Raw genomic sequence first — 19,533 nt, forward strand, 5'->3', positions numbered from 1 at the left:
CGCAGTCGTATTCCTGAGCCGGCATATGCAGTGCCCGGCCCGGAACGACGCGGCGCCCCGAGGACCAGCAGACAGAACGGAAGTACTTCATGAGTGACGAGACCCAGGGCGGACAGACCCCGGAGGACGCCGGCGCCGGCGACCTCGAGAACTCCCCCGTGCTGACCGACCGCGTGGAGCAGGTGGACCTGCAGACCGAGATGCAGCGGTCCTACCTGGACTACGCGATGGCCGTCATCGTGGGCCGCGCCCTGCCCGACGTGCGGGACGGGCTCAAGCCCGTCCACCGCCGCGTGCTCTACGCGATGTACGACGGCGGCTACCGCCCGGAGCGCTCGTTCAACAAGTGCGCGCGCGTGGTCGGTGAGGTCATGGGCCAGTACCACCCGCACGGCGACTCCGCGATCTACGACGCCCTGGTGCGCCTGATCCAGGACTGGGTGATGCGCTACCCGCTGGCGCTCGGCCAGGGCAACTTCGGCTCCCCGGGCAACGACGGCGCGGCGGCCCCGCGGTACACCGAGACCAAGATGGCGCCCATCGCCATGGAGATGGTCCGGGACATCCACGAGGAGACCGTCGACTTCCAGGACAACTACGACGGCAAGAACCAGGAGCCGGCCGTGCTGCCGTCCCGGTTCCCGAACCTGCTCGTCAACGGCTCCTCCGGCATCGCCGTGGGCATGGCCACCAACATCCCGCCGCACAACCTGCGCGAGGTCGCGGACGGCGTCCAGTGGTACCTGAAGAACCCCCAGGTCTCCGGCGAGGAGCTGCTCGAGGAGCTCCTGAAGCGGATCAAGGGCCCCGACTTCCCGACCGGGGCGCAGATCCTGGGACGCAAGGGCATCGAGGACGCCTACCGCACGGGCCGCGGATCCATCGCGATGCGCGCGGTGGTCAGCGTCGAGGAGATCCACGGACGCACCTGCCTCGTGGTGACGGAGCTGCCGTACCAGGCGAACCCGGACAACCTCGCCATGAAGATCGCCGACCTGGTCAAGGACGGGCGGATCACGGGGATCGCGGACATCCGCGACGAGACCTCGGGCCGCACCGGCCAGCGCCTCGTCATCGTGCTCAAGCGCGACGCCGTGGCGAAGGTGGTGCTCAACAACCTCTACAAGCACACGCAGCTGCAGGACAACTTCTCCGCGAACATGCTCGCCCTCGTGGACGGGGTGCCGCGCACCCTGAGCCTGGACGCGTTCATCCGGCACTGGGTCACCCACCAGATGGACGTCATCGTCCGCCGGACGCAGTACCGCCTGCGCCAGGCCGAGGCGGAGGCGCACATCCTGCGTGGCCTGCTCAAGGCGCTCGACGCCCTCGACGAGGTCATCGCCCTCATCCGCCGCTCCCCGACGGCCGACGACGCCCGGACCGGGCTCATGGAGCTGCTGCAGATCGACGAGGACCAGGCGCAGGCCATCCTCAACATGCAGCTGCGCCGGCTCGCGGCCCTCGAGCGGCAGAAGATCCAGGACCGCCACGCGGAGCTCGAGCGGCTCATCGCGGAGTACACCGCGATCATCGCCTCCGAGGAGCGCCAGCGCGGGATCATCGCCCAGGAGCTCGACGAGATCGTCGCCCGGTTCGGCGACGACCGGCGCTCGGAGATCATGCTCGGCTACGACGGCGACATGTCGATGGAGGACCTGATCCCCGAGGAGGAGATGGTCGTGACCATCACCCGCGGCGGATACGTCAAGCGCACGCGCTCCGACCAGTACCGGTCCCAGCGCCGCGGCGGCAAGGGCGTGAAGGGGGCGCAGCTGCGCGGCGACGACGTCGTCGAGCACTTCTTCGTCACCACCACGCACAACTGGATCCTGTTCTTCACGAACTTCGGCCGGGTCTACCGGACCAAGGCCTACGAGCTGCTCGAGGCCGGCCGCGACGCGAAGGGCCAGCACGTGGCCAACCTCATGGCGTTCCAGCCGGGGGAGCGGATCGCGCAGGTCATGGAGCTGCGCTCCTACGCCGACGCCCCCTACCTCGTGCTCGCCACGCGCAACGGCCTCGTGAAGAAGACCCGCCTGCTGGACTACGACACCAACCGCTCCGCCGGGGTCATCGCGATCAACCTGCGCGACGGCGACGAGCTCGTCTCCGCGCAGCTCGCGTCCTCCGAGGACGACCTGATGCTGATCTCCCGCAACGGCATGTCCCTGCGCTTCACCGCCACCGACGAGGTGCTGCGCCCCATGGGGCGGGCCACCTCCGGGGTGACCGGCATGAAGTTCCGCGACGGCGACGAGCTGCTCTCCGCCAACGTGGTCACGGACGAGTCCTTCGTCTTCGTGGTCACCGAGGGCGGCTACGCCAAGCGCACCCGGGTCGGCGAGTACCGGGTGCAGAACCGCGGCGGGATCGGCATCAAGGTCGCCAAGCTCGCGGAGGACCGCGGCCGGCTGGTCGGCGGGATCATCGTGGGCGAGGAGGACGAGGTCCTGGTGGTGATGGAGTCCGGCAAGGTCGTGCGCAGCGGCGCCTCCGAGGTCCCGGCCAAGGGCCGCGATACGATGGGCGTGATCTTCGCCAAGCCCGCCCAGGGGGACGCGATCACGGGCGTGGCCCGCAACGCGGACCGGGAGATCGCCGAGGAGGTCGACGCCGAGGCGGTCGCCGAGATCGACCAGCAGCTCGACGAGACGATGGACGTGGCCGAGGTCGTCGGCGCGGAGGAGGCCGGTCTCGAGGAGGGCGAGTCCCTCACGCCCGTCCCCGCTGACGGGGACCCCTCCGCCGATGAAGTAGCGTTGGACGCGAATCACAACGGAGGTAACGCATGAGCTCGAGTTCCGGCTCCAACGCCGCCGGCAAGTCCGGCAGGGCACCCCTCGCGTCCGCGCCCCGGACGAGCCCCGCCAAGGGCCGCCCGGCCCCGGGCCCCGGAGCGAAGTCGGGGACGGCGACGTCCGCGGCCCGCCCCGCCAAGTCCGCCGGAACCCAGCCGAAGAGCACCCGGCCGGGATCCTCGACCAAGGGCCTGGTCCGCCCGGCGCCCCGGCCCCGGGTGCGCCGCGCGCGGCTCGTCGTCTCCAAGGTCGACACCTGGTCGGTGCTCAAGCTCGCGTTCCTGCTCTCGGTGGCGCTCGGCATCATCACCGTGGTCGCCTCGGTGGTGCTGTGGATCGTCCTGGACCTCACCGGCATGTTCGACGGCATCAACGAGCTGCTCGGCATGCTGGGCGGCTCCGGCGGCGCCCTGGACATCAAGGAGTTCCTGTCCCTGGGCCAGGTGGCGATCTTCGCGACCATCGTCTCGGTGGTCGACGTGATCCTGCTGACGGCACTCTCGGTGCTCGCCGCGCTGCTGTACAACATCGCCGCCGCCCTGGTGGGCGGCGTCGGGGTCACCCTCACGGACGACTGATGCCCGGGCCCGGCCCGTGCCGCCGCGAGGCGATTTGGCAGGGGTCGGGCACCTCGGGTATCGTTTCTTCTCGGTCCGCAAGGGCTGGAAGGGCGTATAGCTCAGACGGTTAGAGCGCTTCGCTGATAACGAAGAGGTCCCAGGTTCAATTCCTGGTACGCCCACGGTTCCCAACACTGCCAGGTCAGGAGGCGGTCGTGAACAGGAAGTTGGCCACAACGCTGGTGCTCATCGGCGCGTCCGTCGCGGTGTTCACGAAGTGGCGCGAGGCCGACGCCGACCGCACCGCCTGGCGGGACGCCACCGACGAGGTGGAGTAGCCGGGCACTGCGGGGGCGTGGCGCAATTGGTAGCGCATCTGCTTTGCAAGCAGAGGGTTAGGGGTTCGAGTCCCCTCGCCTCCACCACAGAAGATCCCGATCGAGCAGCAGCTCGGTCGGGATCTTTCGTGTATCCCCGTCCTCCCGTCCCGCCGTCCTCCCCGGCCGGTCCGGCCCGGGGACGAGCCGGCCCCCGCTCCCGTGAAGGGGGCGGGGGCCGGCTCGTGCGACAGGACGGATCAGGCGTTGTCCTCGGGCTTCTTGCCCTGGATCTGCTCCTTGACCTCGTTGATCGTGGTCTTGGCGTCCTCGCCGATCGCCTTGGCGCTCTCCTTGGCCTCAGCGGCCGCACCGGAGGCGCCACCGGCCTGGCCGGCCGGGGTGGTGGCGTCCTTGACGTCGTCGACCTGCACACCGGTGCCCGCGGCCACGGTGGACTGCGGGGCGACCGGGGAGGCGGTCACGCGCGGGGACGTGGCGGCCGGGGTCTTCCAGGGGTCCTCGACCGGCCGGGAGGCCTTCCACGCGGCCACACCGGCCGCGCCGCCGGCCAGGAGCAGGCCCAGGACCAGCAGGCCCTTGTGCGAGCTCTCGGCCTTCTTCTGCTGCTTGGCGTAGTCCTTGGCGACGCGCGCGGCGGCCTTCTTCGCGTGGGCCACGGCCTTCTTGTCCCCGGTCAGCTTCGCGACGATCGCCTCGAGCTGCTCCGGGGTGTCGGCCTCGGCGAACTTGCCGGCCAGGAGAGCGGCGGCACCGGCGTACTTCGCCTGCATCGCCGCACGGCTCTCGGCGGCGCGCTCGGCGGCCCTCGCGGCGGCGGGCGCGGCCACGGCGGTGGCCTTCAGCTTCGCGGAGTCGGAGAGGTCGTGGGCGCGGCCCAGGCTGTCCTGGACCCTGGGGCCCGCGGCGGCCACGCCGCCGGCGAGCGCGGCCGCGCCGGCCTCGATGCTGTGCTGGAGCTTCGGCGCGAGCTGGCCGACCTCCTTGGACGCCCACTTGCCGGCGTCCAGGACCTTGCTCTCCGCGGCGATCTGGGCCGCAGCGGCCTTCTTCTCGCTCTTGGACTTGATGAAGCTCATGAATCCATCCCTCCTCGGGTCGTGTCAATCCACTGTCAGCATACGGGCAGAGCCCCGCCGGCAGGAGGCCCCGCCGCGCGACTCCGGGGCTTTTCACTGTGCGCTGAACGCCTCCGGAGCGCCTGGGGACGCCTCGGCGCACCGTGCAAGAATGAGCCCATGACTTCTGCCATCCCCACCGCCAAGGCGACGATCCACACCAACCACGGTGACATCGTCGTGAACCTGTTCGGCAACCACGCCCCGAAGACCGTCAAGAACTTCATCGGCCTCTCCGACGGCACCCAGGAGTGGAGCGACCCGCGCACCGGTGAGAAGCAGACCGGTCCCCTGTACAAGGACGTGGTCTTCCACCGCATCATCCGCGACTTCATGATCCAGGGCGGTGACCCCCTGGGCCAGGGCATCGGCGGGCCGGGCTACGAGTTCGACGACGAGATCCACCCCGAGCTCAACTTCAACGAGCCCTACATCCTGGCGATGGCCAACGCCGGCAAGCGCAACGGCCGCGGGACCAACGGCTCCCAGTTCTTCATCACCACCGCCCCCACCACCTGGCTGCAGGGCAAGCACACGATCTTCGGCGAGGTCGCCGACGACGCCTCCCGGAAGGTCGTCGACGAGCTCAACGGCGTCCGCACCGGCGCCATGGACCGGCCGGTCGAGGACTGCGTGATCACCTCGATCGACGTCGAGCAGCTCTAGCCCCGAGCAGGTCCGAGCAGGATCACCGTCCCCGGCTCGCCGCCGAGCAGGGGACCCACGGCGCAGGCCCGTCCGGAACGCTCCGGGCGGGCCTGCGCCGTTCCCGTCCCGCCCCCTTCCACCTTCTTCCCCCCCGTCCGAGCGACGTCCCCGCGACGTCCGTCCGTCCGGCCCCCGGGCCGGCCCGTGAGGAGCCACAGTGAGCGGCGAGCGACCGCAGTACGGCACGTCCACAGGGGGAGCGGTCCCCGTGTGCCCCCGCCACCCCGACCGCCCCACCTACGTCACCTGCCAGCGGTGCGAGCGCCCCACCTGCCCCGAGTGCCAGCGCACGGCCGCCGTGGGCGTGCACTGCGTGGACTGCGTCGAGGGGGCCGCGCGCTCGCGACCCGCGTACCGCACGAGCCTGGGCGGGCGCGCGCCGCGCGGCTCGGCGATGCTGGTGACGTGGACGCTGATCGGGCTCAACACGACGGTCTACGCGCTGCAGTGGCTCGGGCAGGTGGTGGGCCTGGACCTCACCCGGACGTTCTTCTACGCCCCGGTGCTCACGGCCTCGGAGCCGTGGCGGATGCTGACCAGCGGGTTCCTGCACTCCACCGGCAACGTCGCGCACCTGCTGCTGAACATGTACTCCCTCTACCTGTTCGGCCGGATGCTGGAGCCGGCGCTGGGCCGGGGGCGGTTCCTGCTCCTGTTCCTGCTCTCGATCCTGGGCGGCTCGGTGGGGGTGCTGCTGCTCGGGAACCCGCTGACACCGGTGCTCGGCGCCTCGGGCGGGGTCTTCGGGCTCTTCGGGGCGCTGTTCGTGCTCCAGCGGCACCTGGGTCAGTCGATCACCCCCATCCTGGTGCTGATCGGCATCAACCTGGTGTTCGGCTTCCTCTTCCCGGGCATCGCCTGGGAGGCGCACCTGGGCGGCCTCGTGACGGGGGCGCTGACGGCCTTCGTCTACACCCTCCTCCTGCGGAGCCGGCGCAGGCCGGGGCGCTGACCGGCTCCGCAGATCTTGTGGTTCCACCGGTTGTCCACAGCGGTTGTCCCCAGGTGTCGACAACTTACACCGGTGTGTTTCCACAGCTGTGAACAGCGGTGTGGAAAGCGCGCTGGCGCGGTCCACAGCTGTTAACAACGCTGTTGACAACCGTCGGAGCGTCTGTTGTGCACACCGTTTCCCACACCTGTGGATAACTTAATGCACCGGGTGGGGACCGTAATCACAACTTTTCCCGGCCGGGCGTCCTCAAGACTTCCTCAGGCGCCGTGCGGGAGACTGGAGGGGCCCGGTGCGTCCCGCGCGCCGGGGAGAACGCCGGGGAGAACGCCGGCGACCGATCGTGACGGCCGACGGTGACGACTGTGGGCAACGGGCCGGGGCCGGACCCGGCGGGACGGAGGAGACGCGTGCGGGTGCTGCTGGTCGAGGACGAGGTGGACCTGGCTGAGTCGCTGCGCCGGGGGCTGACCAACGAGGGGTTCGTGGCGGACGTCGCGAACGACGGGATCACCGGCGCCTGGCTGGCGCGGGAGAACCCCTACGACGTCGTGGTCCTGGACCTCATGCTCCCCGGCAAGAACGGCTACGCCATCCTCGAGGAGATGCGGGCGGCCGAGAACTGGACGCCGGTGCTCATGCTCACGGCCAAGGACGGGGAGTACGACCAGACCGACGCGTTCGACCTCGGCGCCGACGACTACCTCACCAAGCCCTTCAGCTTCCTGGTCCTCGTGGCGCGGCTGCGGGCGCTCATCCGCCGGGGCGCCCCCGAGCGTCCCGTGGTGCTGACCGTGGGCTCCCTGGTGCTGGACCCGGTGCGGCGCACGGTGACCCGGCGGGGCCGGGCGGTCGAGCTCACGGCCAAGGAGTACGTGATCCTCCAGTTCCTCATGCAGAACAAGGAGAAGGTCGTGTCCAAGCTGGAGATCATGGACAACGCCTGGGACGCCAACTTCGAGGGCTCCGAGAACATCGTGGAGGTCTACGTGGGCTACCTGCGCAGGAAGATCGACGCGCCCTTCGGCCTGACGACGCTGCAGACCGTCCGCGGCATGGGCTACCGTCTGGTCGCCGACGACCCCGCGGCGCCCGCGCCGTGAGCGGTCCCTCCGCGCGGCGTCCGGGCCCCATCGAGCGCTGGGGCGTCCGGCGGCGCAGCACGGCCGTCGCGGCCCTGCTCATCCTCCTCGTGATGGCGGTCGCCGGCGTCGTCCTGCTGGAGGTCCTGGGACGGGCGGTGGTCTCCGCCGCCCACGACCAGGCGATGCTGCGCCAGGGCGAGATCCTGCGGGAGCTGGAGCTCCCCGCCCAGGCCGAGCAGGACACGGGGGAGACCGCCGTCTACACGCGGCTGGACCCCGAGGAGCTGACGTTCCGGCTGGGCCGTCCGGGGGTGATCGTGCAGCTGCAGGACCCTGACGGCCACGTGATCGCGGCGGCCCCCCACCCGGCGACGGAGTACGAGCTCGACGTCCCGGTGCTGGAGCCCGGGGAGTCCTACGACTCGGCGGACGAGGTCCGGGCGCTCCTGGTCGGAACGGGCGACTTCGTATATGTCGCCCGAGGAATCTATCTGAACGACGCGGACTACACCCTCACCGTGGCCGTGCCGATGGCGCTCCAGCAGGACACCCTGCGGGCGGTGGGGCTGTTCCTGCTCGTGGGAGGGCCCCTCCTGGCGCTGCTCGGCGCGGCGCTGATGTGGATCCTGGTGGGCCGCTCCCTGGCCTCCGTCCGGCGGATCACGGAGCAGGTCCGGGGCATCGGCACCGTCAACCTCGGCGAACGGGTGGAGGTCCCGCCCACGCGCGATGAGATCGCCGCGCTCGCGGCCACGATGAACGGCATGCTGGACCGGCTGCAGGCCTCCGACCGCGCCCAGCGCCGCTTCGTGGCGGACGCCTCCCACGAGCTGCGCAGCCCGCTGGCCACCCTGAGCACGACCGTCGACGTCGCCGCGGCGGACGCCTCGGGGAGCATGTGGCCCGAGGTCGCCCCGGTCCTCCGGTCCCAGTCCCGCCGGATGGGCCGGCTCGTCGAGGACCTGCTGACGCTCGCGAAGGTCGACGACGCGGGGCTGGCGCTGCGGACCACCGACGTGGACCTGGACGAGGTCGTCGCGGAGGAGATCGCGCGGATGGGCCCGGCCACCCGGCACCGGCTGCGCGTGCACGTGGAACCGGTGCGGATCCGCGGGGACGCCAGCCGCCTGCAGCAGGTGCTGCGCAACCTGCTCTCCAACGCCGACCGGCACGCAGCCTCGGAGATCGCGGTCTCCCTGCACGCCGAGGGGGACAGCGCCGTGGTCACCGTGGACAACGACGGGGACACGATCCGCCCCGCGGACCGGGAGCGCGTCTTCGAGCGGTTCGTGCGGCTGGACGACTCGCGAACCCGGGACACGGGCGGGTCGGGGCTCGGGCTGGCGATCAGCCGGGAGATCGTCGCCGCCCACGGGGGCACGATCGTCGCGACCGAGGACCCGCGGGGCCGCTGCCGGTTCGAGGTGCGGCTGCCGCTGTCCCGGGAGGCCGGCTGACCGGCTCAGCAGCCGGCTCAGTAGCCGCTGACGGCGGCGTCCCAGACCTGCCCGGTCAGCGGGCCCACCTGCTCCTCCGGGGTGCGGCGGGCGCGCAGGGCCTGGGCGATCAGCCGCTCCGCCGTGCAGGCCAGGTGCGCGTGCATCGCGGCGCCGGCGCCCTCCTCGTCGCGGTCCAGGACGGCACGGACCAGGACGTCGTGCTCCGCGGCCGTGTCGGCCCCGGGGAGCAGGGCGGCGGCCGCCACGACGCTGAGGAACGAGGTGGTGATCCGCAGCCGCTCCACGAGCTGGACGGACTGGCCGTTGCCCGCCAGGCGCAGCAGCAGCCGGTGCAGCTCCTCGTCGGCCTCGGTGGTCGCCGCGAGGTCGCCCGTGGCCGCGGCCGCGTGGAGCTCCTCCCACCGGGCGCGCACCTGCCCGAGCTCCTCCTCGGACGCCAGCCGGGCGGTGCGCCGGCAGGCGGGGACCTCCAGGGCGATGCGCACCGCGAAGATCTCCGCGACGTCGGAGGGGCTCACCTCGACGATCTCGAAGCCGCGGTTGCGGTGGAAGCGGATCAGCCCGGCCTCGCCCAGCCGCAGCAGGCCCTCCCGGACGGGGCTGCGGGAGACGTTCATGACGGAGGCCAGCTGCTGCACCGAGTAGAGCCGGCCGGGCTCCATCTCGCCGGCCATGACGGCCCGGCGCACCGCCGCCATCACCTGGACGGCCAGCGAGTTGTCGGCCGAGGCGGTCACGGCGGGCAGCGGGGGCACAGCCGGCCCGGCGGGGGAGGGGCCCGGGCGTTCGGCGGTGGGCGGGACGGCGGTCACGGGGGCTCCTGCTGCACTGGGTCCGGTGGGGGCGGCGGTCAGGGGGTGATGGTCAGCTTGACGTGCCCCTGGCCCTGCTCCTCGGCCGTCTGCATGGCCTCGGCGATCCGCTCGAGGGGGAACTCGGGGCCGAGGCAGTACTCCACGTCGATCTCGCCCTCGGAGATCCGGCGCAGGGCCTCCCGGAAGGACGTGAGCCCCGGTTCCGACTGCGCGGCCACGGAGGCCTGCAGACGCAGGTTCTTGCGGAACGCCGTCCACAGCGGGACCTCGGTGTGCCCGTGGCGCTCGGGCAGGCCGAAGAAGCCGACGATGCCGCGGTCCGCGGCCAGGTCGACCGCCTGGTCCCGGAGCACGTCGAGGCCCACGGCCTCGATCACGAGGTCCGCGCCCCGGCCCCCGCTCACCTGCGCCACGACCTCGGCGAGGTCCGCCTCGGGGACGCGGACGGGCACCGCGCCGAGGGCCCGCGCCACGTCGAGCCGGCGGGGCTCGAGGTCGGAGACGACGACGTGCTGGAAGCCGAGCCGCCGGGCCTCCTGGACGAAGAACAGGCCGGCGGAGCCGGCGCCCATGATCGCGCACGTGTTCGCGCGCCGGGCGGGCGTCTCGACCGGCCAGAACTGGCGCATGGCGTAGAGGCAGGTGCCGTACTGCTGGGCCATCATCAGCCGGCGCAGCTGCACGGAGTCCGCGGGGTCGGTGCCGGCGGGCAGCTCGACGACGTGCAGCTCGTCGAGCAGCTGCAGCTCGGCGAAGCAGCCGCCCATCTCCCCCTTGGGGACGGTGAGCACGAGCGTCCCCACGGGGAAGCGCTCCGACCGGGAGCTCACGACCGTGCCCACGCCCTCGTGGCCGGGGTAGCCGGGGCGCTGGGGGCCCTCGGCGTGGAGCAGGCCGTGGAAGACGGCGTGCAGGTCGGAGCCGCAGATGGAGGCGTGGAGCATGCGCACCACCAGCTGTCCCGGCTCGCGGGCCTCCGGGTCGGGCCAGTCGACGACCGTGATGGTCCCGGTGGCGGGGACGTGGGACCCTCGCATGCGCACCTCCTCGTGGCCGGCGCGGGCGCGCTCGGTGGGCGACATGCTACCCACTCGCAGGGGGTCGGAACCCCCCGTGACGGACAATTAACCGATCAGTAACAACGTGTTCCGTCGCTGCCTGGCGGGTCCCCGGCGGCCGTGGGCACCGCGAAGACGGGGCGGGGGGACTGCAGCCGGGCGGGGAGGCCGAGCTCCCGGCGCGGCACGCTGTCGACGCGCTCGAGCTCGAGGGAGAACCCCGCCACGGCGTGGTGGACGCTCTCCGCCAGCACGGTCCGCTCCACGACCTGCTCGGCGCCGGGGGGTCCGTGCAGCAGGAGCACGGTCTCGCCCTCCTGCAGCTCGTGCTCGATCCGCCCGAGGGCCTGCGCCCAGTGGGTCTCCCGGATCCCCCCGGGGACGGCGAAGGGGACGACGACGGCGCCGCCGGCCACCGCGTGGGCGCCCGGCGCCAGGACCCAGGCGCGTTCGCCGCGCGGCGGCTCCTCGGGGGGCGTGCGCACCTCCGCCGGCGGGGGCCAGACGTAGTCGAGACCGGCCGCGTCCTCCGGGAACAGCGCGCGGTAGTGCTCCTCGTCCTTGCGCAGCAGGTTGGAGCGGTGGGAGCGGTGGAACGCCTCGTCCCCCAGCCACGGCGGCGGCTCGGCCACGTCGTCGTCGGCGCGGCGGTCCCATGCCTCGGGGGCGAACTCGCGGATCTGCCACCCCGTGCTGTCCGCGCCGCCGCGGGCGGTCCACTCGTCCACCACGGCCCGGCCATAGGCGACGAGCGCGGGCAGGTGCCCCGACCACATGGCCGTGACGGGGTGGCGCCACCATCCGTACCCCGGGACGGTCGCCGCGCGCAGCACCTGCAGCGTCTCCACCCGCTGCTTGCCCAGCCGCTTGCGGTCCAGGACGCGCGCCGATCGGGCGAAGTCAGGGTACGGGAGGAAGGTCTGCACCGCCCCAGTGTCCTACGGACCGGCCCGCGGCCACCACCGACCGGGCGGTGCGGCGCTCCGTACACTGGCTCCCATGTCCCTGCCCCGCGCGCTGGAACCGTTCCGGCTCGGCCGGTACCGCGTGCTCGCGTTCGCCATGTTCGTGAGCGTCTTCGGCACGGGCATGTGGGCCGTGGCCCTCGTCCAGCAGGTCATCCGGCTGGGCGGGACCGCGGTGGACCTGTCGGCCGTGACGGCCGTGGGCGCCCTGGGCATGGTCCTGTTCGTGCTGCTGGGGGGCGTCGCCGCGGACCGGTACCCGCTCGCGTCCCTCCTGCGGCTCGTCGAGGCCGCCAACACCGCCACCGCCGGGACCATCGCCGTGCTGTCCCTGACCGGCACGATGCGGATGTGGCACCTGGCGGCGGCCGCGTTCGTGTTCGCGGCGGGCCACGGCGTCTTCTACCCCGCCTACTCCGCGACCCTGCCGCGGATCCTGCCCGCCCACCAGCTGCTGGCCGCCAACGGGATGGAGGGGACCGCCCGGCCGCTCCTGCAGCAGGCGGCGGGCCCGGCGGTCGCGGGTGTGCTCATCGGCCTGACCGTGCCGGGCAGCGCGGTGGCACTCATCGCGCTGTCCCACGGGGCGGCGCTCGTGGTGCTGCTGCGGCTGCACGTGCCGGGGGAGGACCGCGAGCCGGCGGACGAGGAGACCGGGGCGGGCCCCCGGGACGCCGCGCCGTCGGGCGCGCGGCGGGCCGGCGGGCGGGGACTCGGGGCAGCGCGGCGCGAGCTCATGGAGGGCGTCCGCTACACCGTGGGCACGCCGTGGCTGCTGTGGACCCTGCTGTGGGCGGTGCTCGCCGTGTTCCTGCTCATGGGGCCGCTGGAGGTGCTGGTGCCCTTCATCGTCCAGGAGCGGCTCGGCGGGGACGCCTCGACCTTCGGCTTCCTCCTGGCGGTCTACGGGGCCGCGGGGGCGGCCGCGTCCCTGGTGACGGCCTCGAGGCCCATGCCGCGGCGCTACCTCAGCTGGATGATCGGGCTGTGGGGCGTCGGGACGCTGCCCTTCGGGGTCGTGGCCACCACCGACTCGTTCTGGGTCATGGCGGCGTGCCTCGCCTGCGTGGGCGCCGGGGACGGCGCCGGCATGGTGCTGTGGGGCACGCTCCTGCAGCGCCGGGTGCCGCGGCACATGCTGGGCAGGGTCTCCAGCCTCGACCTGTTCGTCTCGATCGCGCTGATGCCGGTCTCGATGGCGCTCGCCGGTCCCGTGGCGCAGGTGGTGCCGCTGCCGGTGATCTTCTGGACGGTCGCGGTGCTGACCCCGCTGCTGGGCCTCGGGGCGCTGCTGGTCGGGCGGATGCGCCAGGACGAGCTGGCCCACCCGCTGTCCGGCTGAGGGCGCGCAGGGGTGCACCTCCGGACGCCGCCCCCGACGGGGCGGCGTCCGGAGGTGCACCCCTGGCCCGTGGGACCCGGGGCTGCGCGTCAGTAGGCCTTGACGCGCTGCTCCACGATCAGGTGGATCAGCGCGAAGCGGCCCTCCTCGTCGATCGCCTTCAGGGCGGCCTCGAGCGCGGCGGGGATCTCGTCGTTGCTCTCCACGCGCACGCCGTACCCGCCGAAGGCCTGGGCCATGAGGGCGAAGTCCGGGTTGACCAGCTGCGTGCCGGAGATCCGGTGCGGGTAGTCGCGCTCCTGGTGGGTGCGGATGGTGCCGTACTCCTGGTTGTCCATCACGATGACCAGCGGGGTCGCGCCGTACTGGGCGGCGGTCGCCAGCTCCTGGCCGTTCATGAGGAACTCGCCGTCACCGGCGATGGTCACCACGCGCCGGCCGGGGTAGCGCAGCGACGCGGCGACGGCCGAGGGGATGGAGTAGCCCATCGAGCCGTTGCGGGCGGAGATCATCGAGGCGTAGCCCTGGGTGGGGAAGTACCGGTGCGCGAAGTTGGTGTGCTCCCCGGCGCCGAAGGTCACCATGGCGTCGGTGGGCAGGCCTGCCACGAGGTGGGCCATCATGGTGTCCATCCGCGCCGGCCCCTCGGCCGCGGTGGTGGCAACGGGGGTGGAGAACTCGACCTGCTTGGCCCGCAGCCGGGCCGTCCACTCCTTCCACTCGTCCTTGACGGCGAGGTCGATGCGCACGAGGTCGCGCACGAACACGTCCGGCTTGGCCACGATCTGGTAGGACACCGGCCCGGAGCGCCCGCGCAGGGACGGGTCGATGGTGACCAGGAAGTTCTTCTTCTTCCAGTCCTGGCGGACCAGGAACCCGTTGGTGATCACGTCCCCGGGGACCGTGCCCACGAAGACCAGCAGGTCCGTCTCCTCGAGCATCTCGAAGGTCGGGGCGGGGCGGCCGTAGCCGATCGGGCCCACGTAGGAGGGGGAGGCGAACGGGACGGTGCCCTCGGTGCGCCACTCGGCCGCGGCCGGGAGGTGGTGCTCCTCCAGCCACGTGGTCAGGCCCTCTGCGCCCTCGTGGGTCCAGTCGTTGCCGCCGGTGACGAACAGCGGCTTGTCGGCTGCCGAGAGGGCCTCGCGCAGGGCCTTCCAGTCGTTGACCGTCATCCCGCCGTGGGCCACGGGGATCGGCGGGTGCAGGGTCGCGTCGATCTCGACCTTGATGATGTCCTCGGGCAGGCCGACGACCACGGGGCCGGGACGGCCGGAGTTGGCGGCGAACATGGCCTCGGCCACGATCTCGGAGGCGCGCTCGGGGTGGTCCAGGACCATCACGCGCTTGGCGCCGGAGTCGAACCACGCGTGCGGGTCGAACTCCTGGAACGCCTCGCGGTCACGGTGCTCGAAGGGGATCAGGCCGACGAACAGCACCATCGGGGTGGAGTCCTGCCAGGCGGTGTGCAGGCCCACGTGGGCGTTCGCCGCGCCGGGGCCGCGGGTGACCATGGCCACGCCGGGGACGGGGCTCATCTTGCCGTCGGCCTCGGCCATGTAGGCGGCGCCGCCCTCGTGGCGGCACACGACCGTCTCGATGGAGGAGTTGTGGAGCCCGTCGAGGACGTCGAGGTAGCTCTCGCCGGGCACCACGTAGGTGCGCTGCACGCCGTGGGCCACGAGCGTGTCCACGATGACGTGACCCGCGGACTTGCGGTCGACGGCTGGGGCGGGGGTTGCGGGAACCGCGGTGGTCTGGGTCAACGTGAGTCCTTTTCGCCGTTGAAAATGGAGCAGGGGAAGGAGAGGCGCGCAGGGCCGGGAGGTGGGTCCGGTTGTCACGCGGTGCACACGAAACTACCCGACGCAGCCCTCATTCTGTGTCTCGGGGGTCACGAACGGGTAATCATCGTCTCACCGCGACCCCGTCCCGCAGTGAGACCACAGCCGCGGGAACGACGGAAACCGACGTGCACGACGACGACGGCGGGTCACCGTCCTCCGGAAGGACCGGAAGGGACGGGGACCCGCCGTCGGCGGAACCGGGCGGGACGGATCAGTCCAGCATGTCCTCGAGCTCGATGCCGGTGGTCTCGCGGACCATCTTGACGGTGAAGACCAGGGAGATGAGCGCGAAGAACGCGTAGAGCCCGTACGCGAGGCCCAGGGAGAAGGCGGCCAGGGCCGGGAAGGTCACGGTGACCACCCAGTTGGCGATCCACTGGACGAAACCGGCCACGGCCAGCGCGGCGCCGCGGATCTGGTTCGGGAACATCTCGCCCAGCAGGACCCACATCATGGGGCCCCAGGAGACGCCGAAGAAGACCACGAAGAGGTTGGCGGCCACGAGGGCGATCGGCCCGGCGGTCGGGCCCAGCGCGGGGGCCCCGTCGACGACGTCCGCGGTCGCGAACAGGACGGCGAGGGTGCCCAGCATCAGGGTCATGCCGGCGGAGCCGATGAGCAGCAGCCGGCGGCGGCCGACCCGCTCCACCAGGGCGATCGCGACGATGGTGACCGCGACGTTGGTGATGGACGTGATCACGGTGATGATGAAGGAGTCGGCCTCGGTGAAGCCCACGGACTGCCAGAGCACGTTCGAGTAGTAGAAGATCACGTTGATGCCGACGAACTGCTGCAGCGCGGCCAGGCCGATGCCGACCCACACGATGGGCTTCAGGCCCGCCGCCCTTCCCTTGAGGTCGGACATCCGCGGCTTGCGCTCGGTGTGGAGGGTCTGCTGGATCAGCGCGACGCGCTCACGCGCAGACTCGGCGCCCTGCAGGTTCGCGAGCACCGCCACGGCGTCGTCGGACCGGTTCGAGGCCACGAGGTAGCGGGGGGACTCCGGGATCGTGAAGGCCCCGATCAGGTAGGCGAGGGCCGGCAGGGCCTCGGCCATGAACATCCAGCGCCAGGCCTCGAGGCCCCACCACAGCTCCTGGGTGGAGCCGCCGGCCATGGCGGCCAGCCAGGCGTCCACGGCCAGGGAGATGAAGATGCCGAGCACGATGCCCATCTGCTGGAGCGAGCCGAGGCGCCCGCGCACCGCCGCCGGTGCGATCTCCGCGATGTAGGCAGGGGCGATGATGGAGGCCACGCCGACGCCGACGCCGCCCACGACGCGCCAGAAGATCAGCCAGCCGAAGCTGTCCACGACGCCACAGCCGATGGCGCTCACCAGGAAGAGGACGGCCGCGATCTTCATGACGGGCACGCGGCCCAGGCGGTCGGCGATCCGGCCGCCGAAGAACGCGCCCGCGGCGGCGCCGAGCAGGGCCGAGGCGACGGCGAAGCCCAGCGGGCCCGGGCTGACGCCGAACTCGGACTGGATCGCGGAGACCGCGCCGTTGATCACAGCGGAGTCGTAGCCGAAGAGGAAGCCGCCGAAGGCGGCGACGATGCTGATCCTCAGGACGGCTGAGGTGTTCGGATGTTCCGCGACCTGCGGTCCGGAGGTCTCGTGGCTCATCGCACAGCTCCCTTGCTGGTGGAGAGGGTGGGCGCGGAGCGAGGACTGCCGCGCGAGGTCGGGTTCCGCGGGCCGGCCGGCCGGTCGGCGCCGAGGGCTTCTTGTGATGCGCCCAACAGTAGAACTCGCGTCGCGATATGTCCATTAGTCGAACACTGCTACTTTTCCAGCCGTAAAAGGCCCGTCAGCTCAGACCGGGAGCTCCGCGTGCTGGAGGGCCACGATGACCGCTCCCGCCACGTGCGCCTGGATGCCGAGCTGCGCGGCCTCGATCCGCAGGTCCCGGACGCTGCCCCGCACGCCGTAACGGGAGACGATCTCCCGCACCGGGTCCAGCAGGAGGTCCCCCGCGCGGGCGATCTCCCCGCCGATCACCACGAGCTCCGGGTTGATGATGTTGCAGAGGTTGGCCACGGTGATCCCCAGCGTGCGGCCGGTGTCGCCGATGATCCGGGCGCAGCCCACGTCCCCCGCCGCGGCGGCGTCCACGAGGTCGGGGATGGTGAGGTCCGGGCCGTGGGTGTCGGCCAGCAGACGGGAGACCTCCCCCGAGGACACGAAGGTCTCGAGGCAGCCGCGGTTGCCGCAGCGGCAGAGCTTGCCGCGCTCGTCCACGGTGGAGTGCCCGATCTCCCCGGCGGATCCCGTGGCGCCGCGGAAGAGCGCGCCGTTGAGGATCAGCCCCGAGCCCACGCCGTGGCCGACCTTGATGTAGGCCAGGTTCCGCACGCCGCGGCCGGCGCCCCACGTGAGCTCGCCGAGGGCGCCCGCGTTGGCGTCGTTCTCCACGACGACGGGCAGCTCGAGCCGCCGGCCGGCCTCCTCGCGCACGTCGATCCCGCCCCAGCCGGGCAGGATCGCGCTCGCGCTGATCACCCGGCCCTCGAGGTCCACGGGGGCGGGCAGGGTCAGCCCGGCGGCGAGCAGGCCGGAGCGTGCGGTGCCGATCTGTCCCAGCAGCCCGTCCAGGGCGTGGTCCACGAGGGCGAGGTCCTCGGGAAACCGGTGCCCGGCGGGGAGGTCGTGGCGCCGCTGGGCGAGGATCCGCTGGTTGAGGTCCGCCACGGCGACCGTGACGTGGCGGTGGCCCACGTCGATCCCCACCACGTGGCCCGCGGAGCCGTTGAAGCTGATGAGCTGGCCGCGGCGCCCGGCGTGGTCCGACTCCATGACGAGCAGCCCCGCGCCGATCAGCTCGTGCACGATGTTGGAGACCGTGGAGGGGGCCAGGGCGGTGCGCCGGGAGATCTGGGCCTGGGTGAGCCGCCCGTGGCGGCGCACGGTGTCGAGCACGCGGCGCTGGTTGGCGTTGCGCAGGGAGGCCTGGGAGCCGGGCTTGAGCGGCTCCCCGGAGAACACGGACATCGTCGTCCCCTTTCCCCGGTGAACATGGTCGAGGGCTTGATTCTAGACCTCGTTCAGAGGTCGAAGACAAGAGGGGGGTGCAGGACCGAGGAAAAGCCGCCCCGAGGAGCCGCCCGGAGACGGGGACGCCCCCGTCGTTGCACGAGCGACGGGGGCGCCGGAGGGCCGGGCCGCGGCAGGGCCCGAGGGATCAGGAGGCGGCGGGCTCGAGCTCCTGCGCGGCGGCGACCAGGGCGTCGAGCACGGCGTGGATGCCGGCGACGATCTCCGGGTCCTCGGCGGGCGGGGTCGCCTCGAAGCGGGGGGCGGCGCCGGCCACGGCCAGCTGCGGCTCCTCGAGCACCTGCGCCCCGGCGATCCCGAGAGCCTTCCGGGCCTCCTCCTGCGCCCAGACGCCGCCGTACTGGCCGAAGGCGCTGCCGATCACGGCTGCGGGCTTTCCCTTGACGGCGCTGTCGCCGAACGGGCGCGAGAGGATGTCGATCATGTTCTTGATCGTGGCCGGCATGGTGCCGTTGTACTCGGGGGTCACGACCAGGACGGCGTCCGCCGCGGCGGCGGCGCTGCGCAGGGCGTCGAACCCGGCGGGACGGTGGCCGTCGACGTCGACGTCCTCGTTGTAGAAGGGCAGCTTGTCGAGGCCGTCGTAGGCGACGACGTCGATCCCCTCCGGGGCGACGGCCTGCACCGCTTCGAGGAGCATCTTGTTGGTGGAGTCACGGCGGGGCGAGCCGAGGAACGCGAGAACGGTGGTCACGGTGGGATTCCCTCCGGTCGGAAAAGGTTGACGTCTCAATAACCAAGTCCGCAGGTGATCGCTTCCCGCTGTGACGGTTCTCACGGAGGGCCGGCGGATCCGCTCCCCGGAACAGGAGGAGGAAGGGGGGCGGGAGGGGTCAGAGCACCTTGCCGGCGTCCGCGATGAGCCCCTTCGTGGTGGCGATCTCCTGCGGGGAGGCGGCCACGAAGTGCTCGGTGCGGGTGACCACCGTCGGCACGGTGGCGTTGCCGTCGTTGAGGGACTCGACGAACGCCATCGCCTCGCGGTCCTCCCAGATGTTGGTCCACGTCGCCTTCTCGGCGTCCGGACCCAGGCCCCGGTCCAGCATCGAGCAGAAGGGGCAGCCGGGGCGCCAGTAGATCGCCACGCCGCCCTGCTCGACGTGCTCCACCGCCTCCGCGTGGGGAGTGGCCGGGCGGGGCCGGCGGGGCGGGTCCTTCTTGAACACGGGGGCTCCTCGGCGGGCGGTGGCGGGACGGCGGTGGGACGGCGGACTCCTGGGCGCAGAGTCTACCGCTGGGACGCGGAGCGGGCGATGTCCCCTGGTCAGGGGACAGGGAGCGGAAACCTGTCCGGGAGAACAGGGTCCGGTGCGGCGTCCTCCGAAGGTGAGATATCGCTCCCAAAAGGTTGATCCATTGTCGTAGGGGATGCGGTTTCACGTGGAACACCGGTTATCGTTGCTGAATCAATCCACGAAGGGTGATGAAA

17 protein-coding genes and 2 tRNA genes are annotated in these 19,533 nt (G+C 71.9%); 10 read left to right on the plus strand and 9 right to left on the minus strand.

Going from position 1 to position 19,533, the window contains the following annotated elements:
* The first annotated feature begins 89 nt into the window (after positions 1 to 89).
* From gyrA to IEW07_RS02820, 5 genes are all read left to right on the plus strand, one after another.
* The gene (gene gyrA / locus IEW07_RS02805; RefSeq protein ID WP_188534321.1) at positions 90 to 2,795 is read left to right on the plus strand and encodes a DNA gyrase subunit A; all 2,706 of its coding nucleotides are present in this window, start codon (positions 90 to 92) and stop codon (positions 2,793 to 2,795) included.
* On the plus strand, positions 2,792 to 3,379 hold the full coding sequence (locus IEW07_RS20825; RefSeq protein WP_229741518.1) for a DUF3566 domain-containing protein: 588 nt from the start codon (positions 2,792 to 2,794) through the stop codon (positions 3,377 to 3,379). Before gyrA ends, IEW07_RS20825 begins: the two co-directional genes overlap by 4 nt.
* A 90-nt stretch (positions 3,380 to 3,469) precedes the next feature.
* A tRNA-Ile gene (locus IEW07_RS02815) sits at positions 3,470 to 3,543 on the plus strand.
* Between the two features lie 33 nt (positions 3,544 to 3,576).
* Positions 3,577 to 3,699, plus strand: coding sequence for a hypothetical protein (locus tag IEW07_RS21390; protein WP_268235515.1), 123 nt, complete (start codon positions 3,577 to 3,579; stop codon positions 3,697 to 3,699).
* Between the two features lie 11 nt (positions 3,700 to 3,710).
* Positions 3,711 to 3,786 (plus strand) — tRNA-Ala (locus IEW07_RS02820).
* 152 nt (positions 3,787 to 3,938) lie between these two features.
* On the opposite strand, the gene IEW07_RS02825 is transcribed toward IEW07_RS02820, so the two are convergent.
* Positions 3,939 to 4,778: a hypothetical protein gene (locus IEW07_RS02825; RefSeq protein WP_188534322.1), complete on the minus strand. Its 840-nt coding sequence runs from the start codon at positions 4,776 to 4,778 to the stop codon at positions 3,939 to 3,941.
* Positions 4,779 to 4,937: 159 nt separating this feature from the next.
* Here IEW07_RS02825 and IEW07_RS02830 point away from each other — a divergent pair, with 159 nt between their 5' ends.
* From IEW07_RS02830 to IEW07_RS02845, 4 genes are all read left to right on the plus strand, one after another.
* The gene (locus tag IEW07_RS02830) at positions 4,938 to 5,483 is read left to right on the plus strand and encodes a peptidylprolyl isomerase (RefSeq protein WP_188534323.1); all 546 of its coding nucleotides are present in this window, start codon (positions 4,938 to 4,940) and stop codon (positions 5,481 to 5,483) included.
* Between the two features lie 199 nt (positions 5,484 to 5,682).
* Entirely contained in the window at positions 5,683 to 6,477 is a 795-nt protein-coding gene (locus IEW07_RS02835) for a rhomboid family intramembrane serine protease (protein WP_188534324.1), read from the plus strand.
* 410 nt (positions 6,478 to 6,887) lie between these two features.
* Positions 6,888 to 7,580, plus strand: a complete 693-nt coding sequence (locus IEW07_RS02840; RefSeq protein ID WP_188534325.1) for a response regulator transcription factor — start codon at positions 6,888 to 6,890, stop codon at positions 7,578 to 7,580.
* Positions 7,577 to 9,019 (plus strand): sensor histidine kinase, encoded by a 1,443-nt coding sequence (locus IEW07_RS02845; RefSeq protein WP_188534326.1) that lies wholly within the window; start codon positions 7,577 to 7,579, stop codon positions 9,017 to 9,019. The genes IEW07_RS02840 and IEW07_RS02845 overlap by 4 nt, the downstream gene beginning before the upstream one ends.
* A gap of 17 nt (positions 9,020 to 9,036) precedes the next feature.
* On the opposite strand, the gene IEW07_RS02850 is transcribed toward IEW07_RS02845, so the two are convergent.
* From IEW07_RS02850 to IEW07_RS02860, 3 genes are read right to left on the minus strand one after another with little or no spacing between them, the layout of a single operon-like run.
* Complete coding sequence (locus IEW07_RS02850; protein WP_229741519.1) at positions 9,037 to 9,834, minus strand: GntR family transcriptional regulator; 798 nt, start codon at positions 9,832 to 9,834, stop codon at positions 9,037 to 9,039.
* Between the two features lie 38 nt (positions 9,835 to 9,872).
* Entirely contained in the window at positions 9,873 to 10,919 is a 1,047-nt protein-coding gene (locus tag IEW07_RS02855) for a zinc-binding dehydrogenase (RefSeq protein ID WP_229741520.1), read from the minus strand.
* A gap of 50 nt (positions 10,920 to 10,969) precedes the next feature.
* Positions 10,970 to 11,821, minus strand: coding sequence for an MSMEG_6728 family protein (locus IEW07_RS02860; RefSeq protein WP_188534327.1), 852 nt, complete (start codon positions 11,819 to 11,821; stop codon positions 10,970 to 10,972).
* Between the two features lie 73 nt (positions 11,822 to 11,894).
* Between IEW07_RS02860 and IEW07_RS02865 the strand changes: the two genes are divergently transcribed.
* A complete protein-coding gene (locus IEW07_RS02865; RefSeq protein ID WP_188534328.1) occupies positions 11,895 to 13,202 on the plus strand; it encodes an MFS transporter in 1,308 nt (435 codons plus the stop codon).
* An 89-nt stretch (positions 13,203 to 13,291) separates the two neighbouring features.
* Here the strand turns inward: IEW07_RS02865 and IEW07_RS02870 are convergent, their stop codons facing one another.
* The 5 genes from IEW07_RS02870 to IEW07_RS02890 form a co-directional block, all read right to left on the minus strand.
* Complete coding sequence (locus IEW07_RS02870; RefSeq protein ID WP_188534329.1) at positions 13,292 to 14,968, minus strand: thiamine pyrophosphate-dependent enzyme; 1,677 nt, start codon at positions 14,966 to 14,968, stop codon at positions 13,292 to 13,294.
* A 292-nt stretch (positions 14,969 to 15,260) separates the two neighbouring features.
* Positions 15,261 to 16,676 carry a sugar porter family MFS transporter gene (locus tag IEW07_RS02875; RefSeq protein ID WP_188534330.1) on the minus strand — a complete coding sequence of 472 codons (1,416 nt, stop codon included), beginning with the start codon at positions 16,674 to 16,676 and terminating at the stop codon, positions 15,261 to 15,263.
* Positions 16,677 to 16,865: 189 nt separating this feature from the next.
* On the minus strand, positions 16,866 to 18,041 hold the full coding sequence (locus IEW07_RS02880) for an ROK family transcriptional regulator (protein ID WP_188534331.1): 1,176 nt from the start codon (positions 18,039 to 18,041) through the stop codon (positions 16,866 to 16,868).
* Between the two features lie 190 nt (positions 18,042 to 18,231).
* Positions 18,232 to 18,798, minus strand: coding sequence for an NAD(P)H-dependent oxidoreductase (locus tag IEW07_RS02885; RefSeq protein ID WP_188534332.1), 567 nt, complete (start codon positions 18,796 to 18,798; stop codon positions 18,232 to 18,234).
* Positions 18,799 to 18,937: 139 nt separating this feature from the next.
* Positions 18,938 to 19,270, minus strand: a complete 333-nt coding sequence (locus tag IEW07_RS02890) for a glutaredoxin domain-containing protein (protein ID WP_188534333.1) — start codon at positions 19,268 to 19,270, stop codon at positions 18,938 to 18,940.
* Between the last annotated feature and the right edge of the window lie 263 nt (positions 19,271 to 19,533).

The organism is Kocuria dechangensis, assembly GCF_014636775.1.
GTDB lineage: Bacteria > Actinomycetota > Actinomycetes > Actinomycetales > Micrococcaceae > Kocuria > Kocuria dechangensis.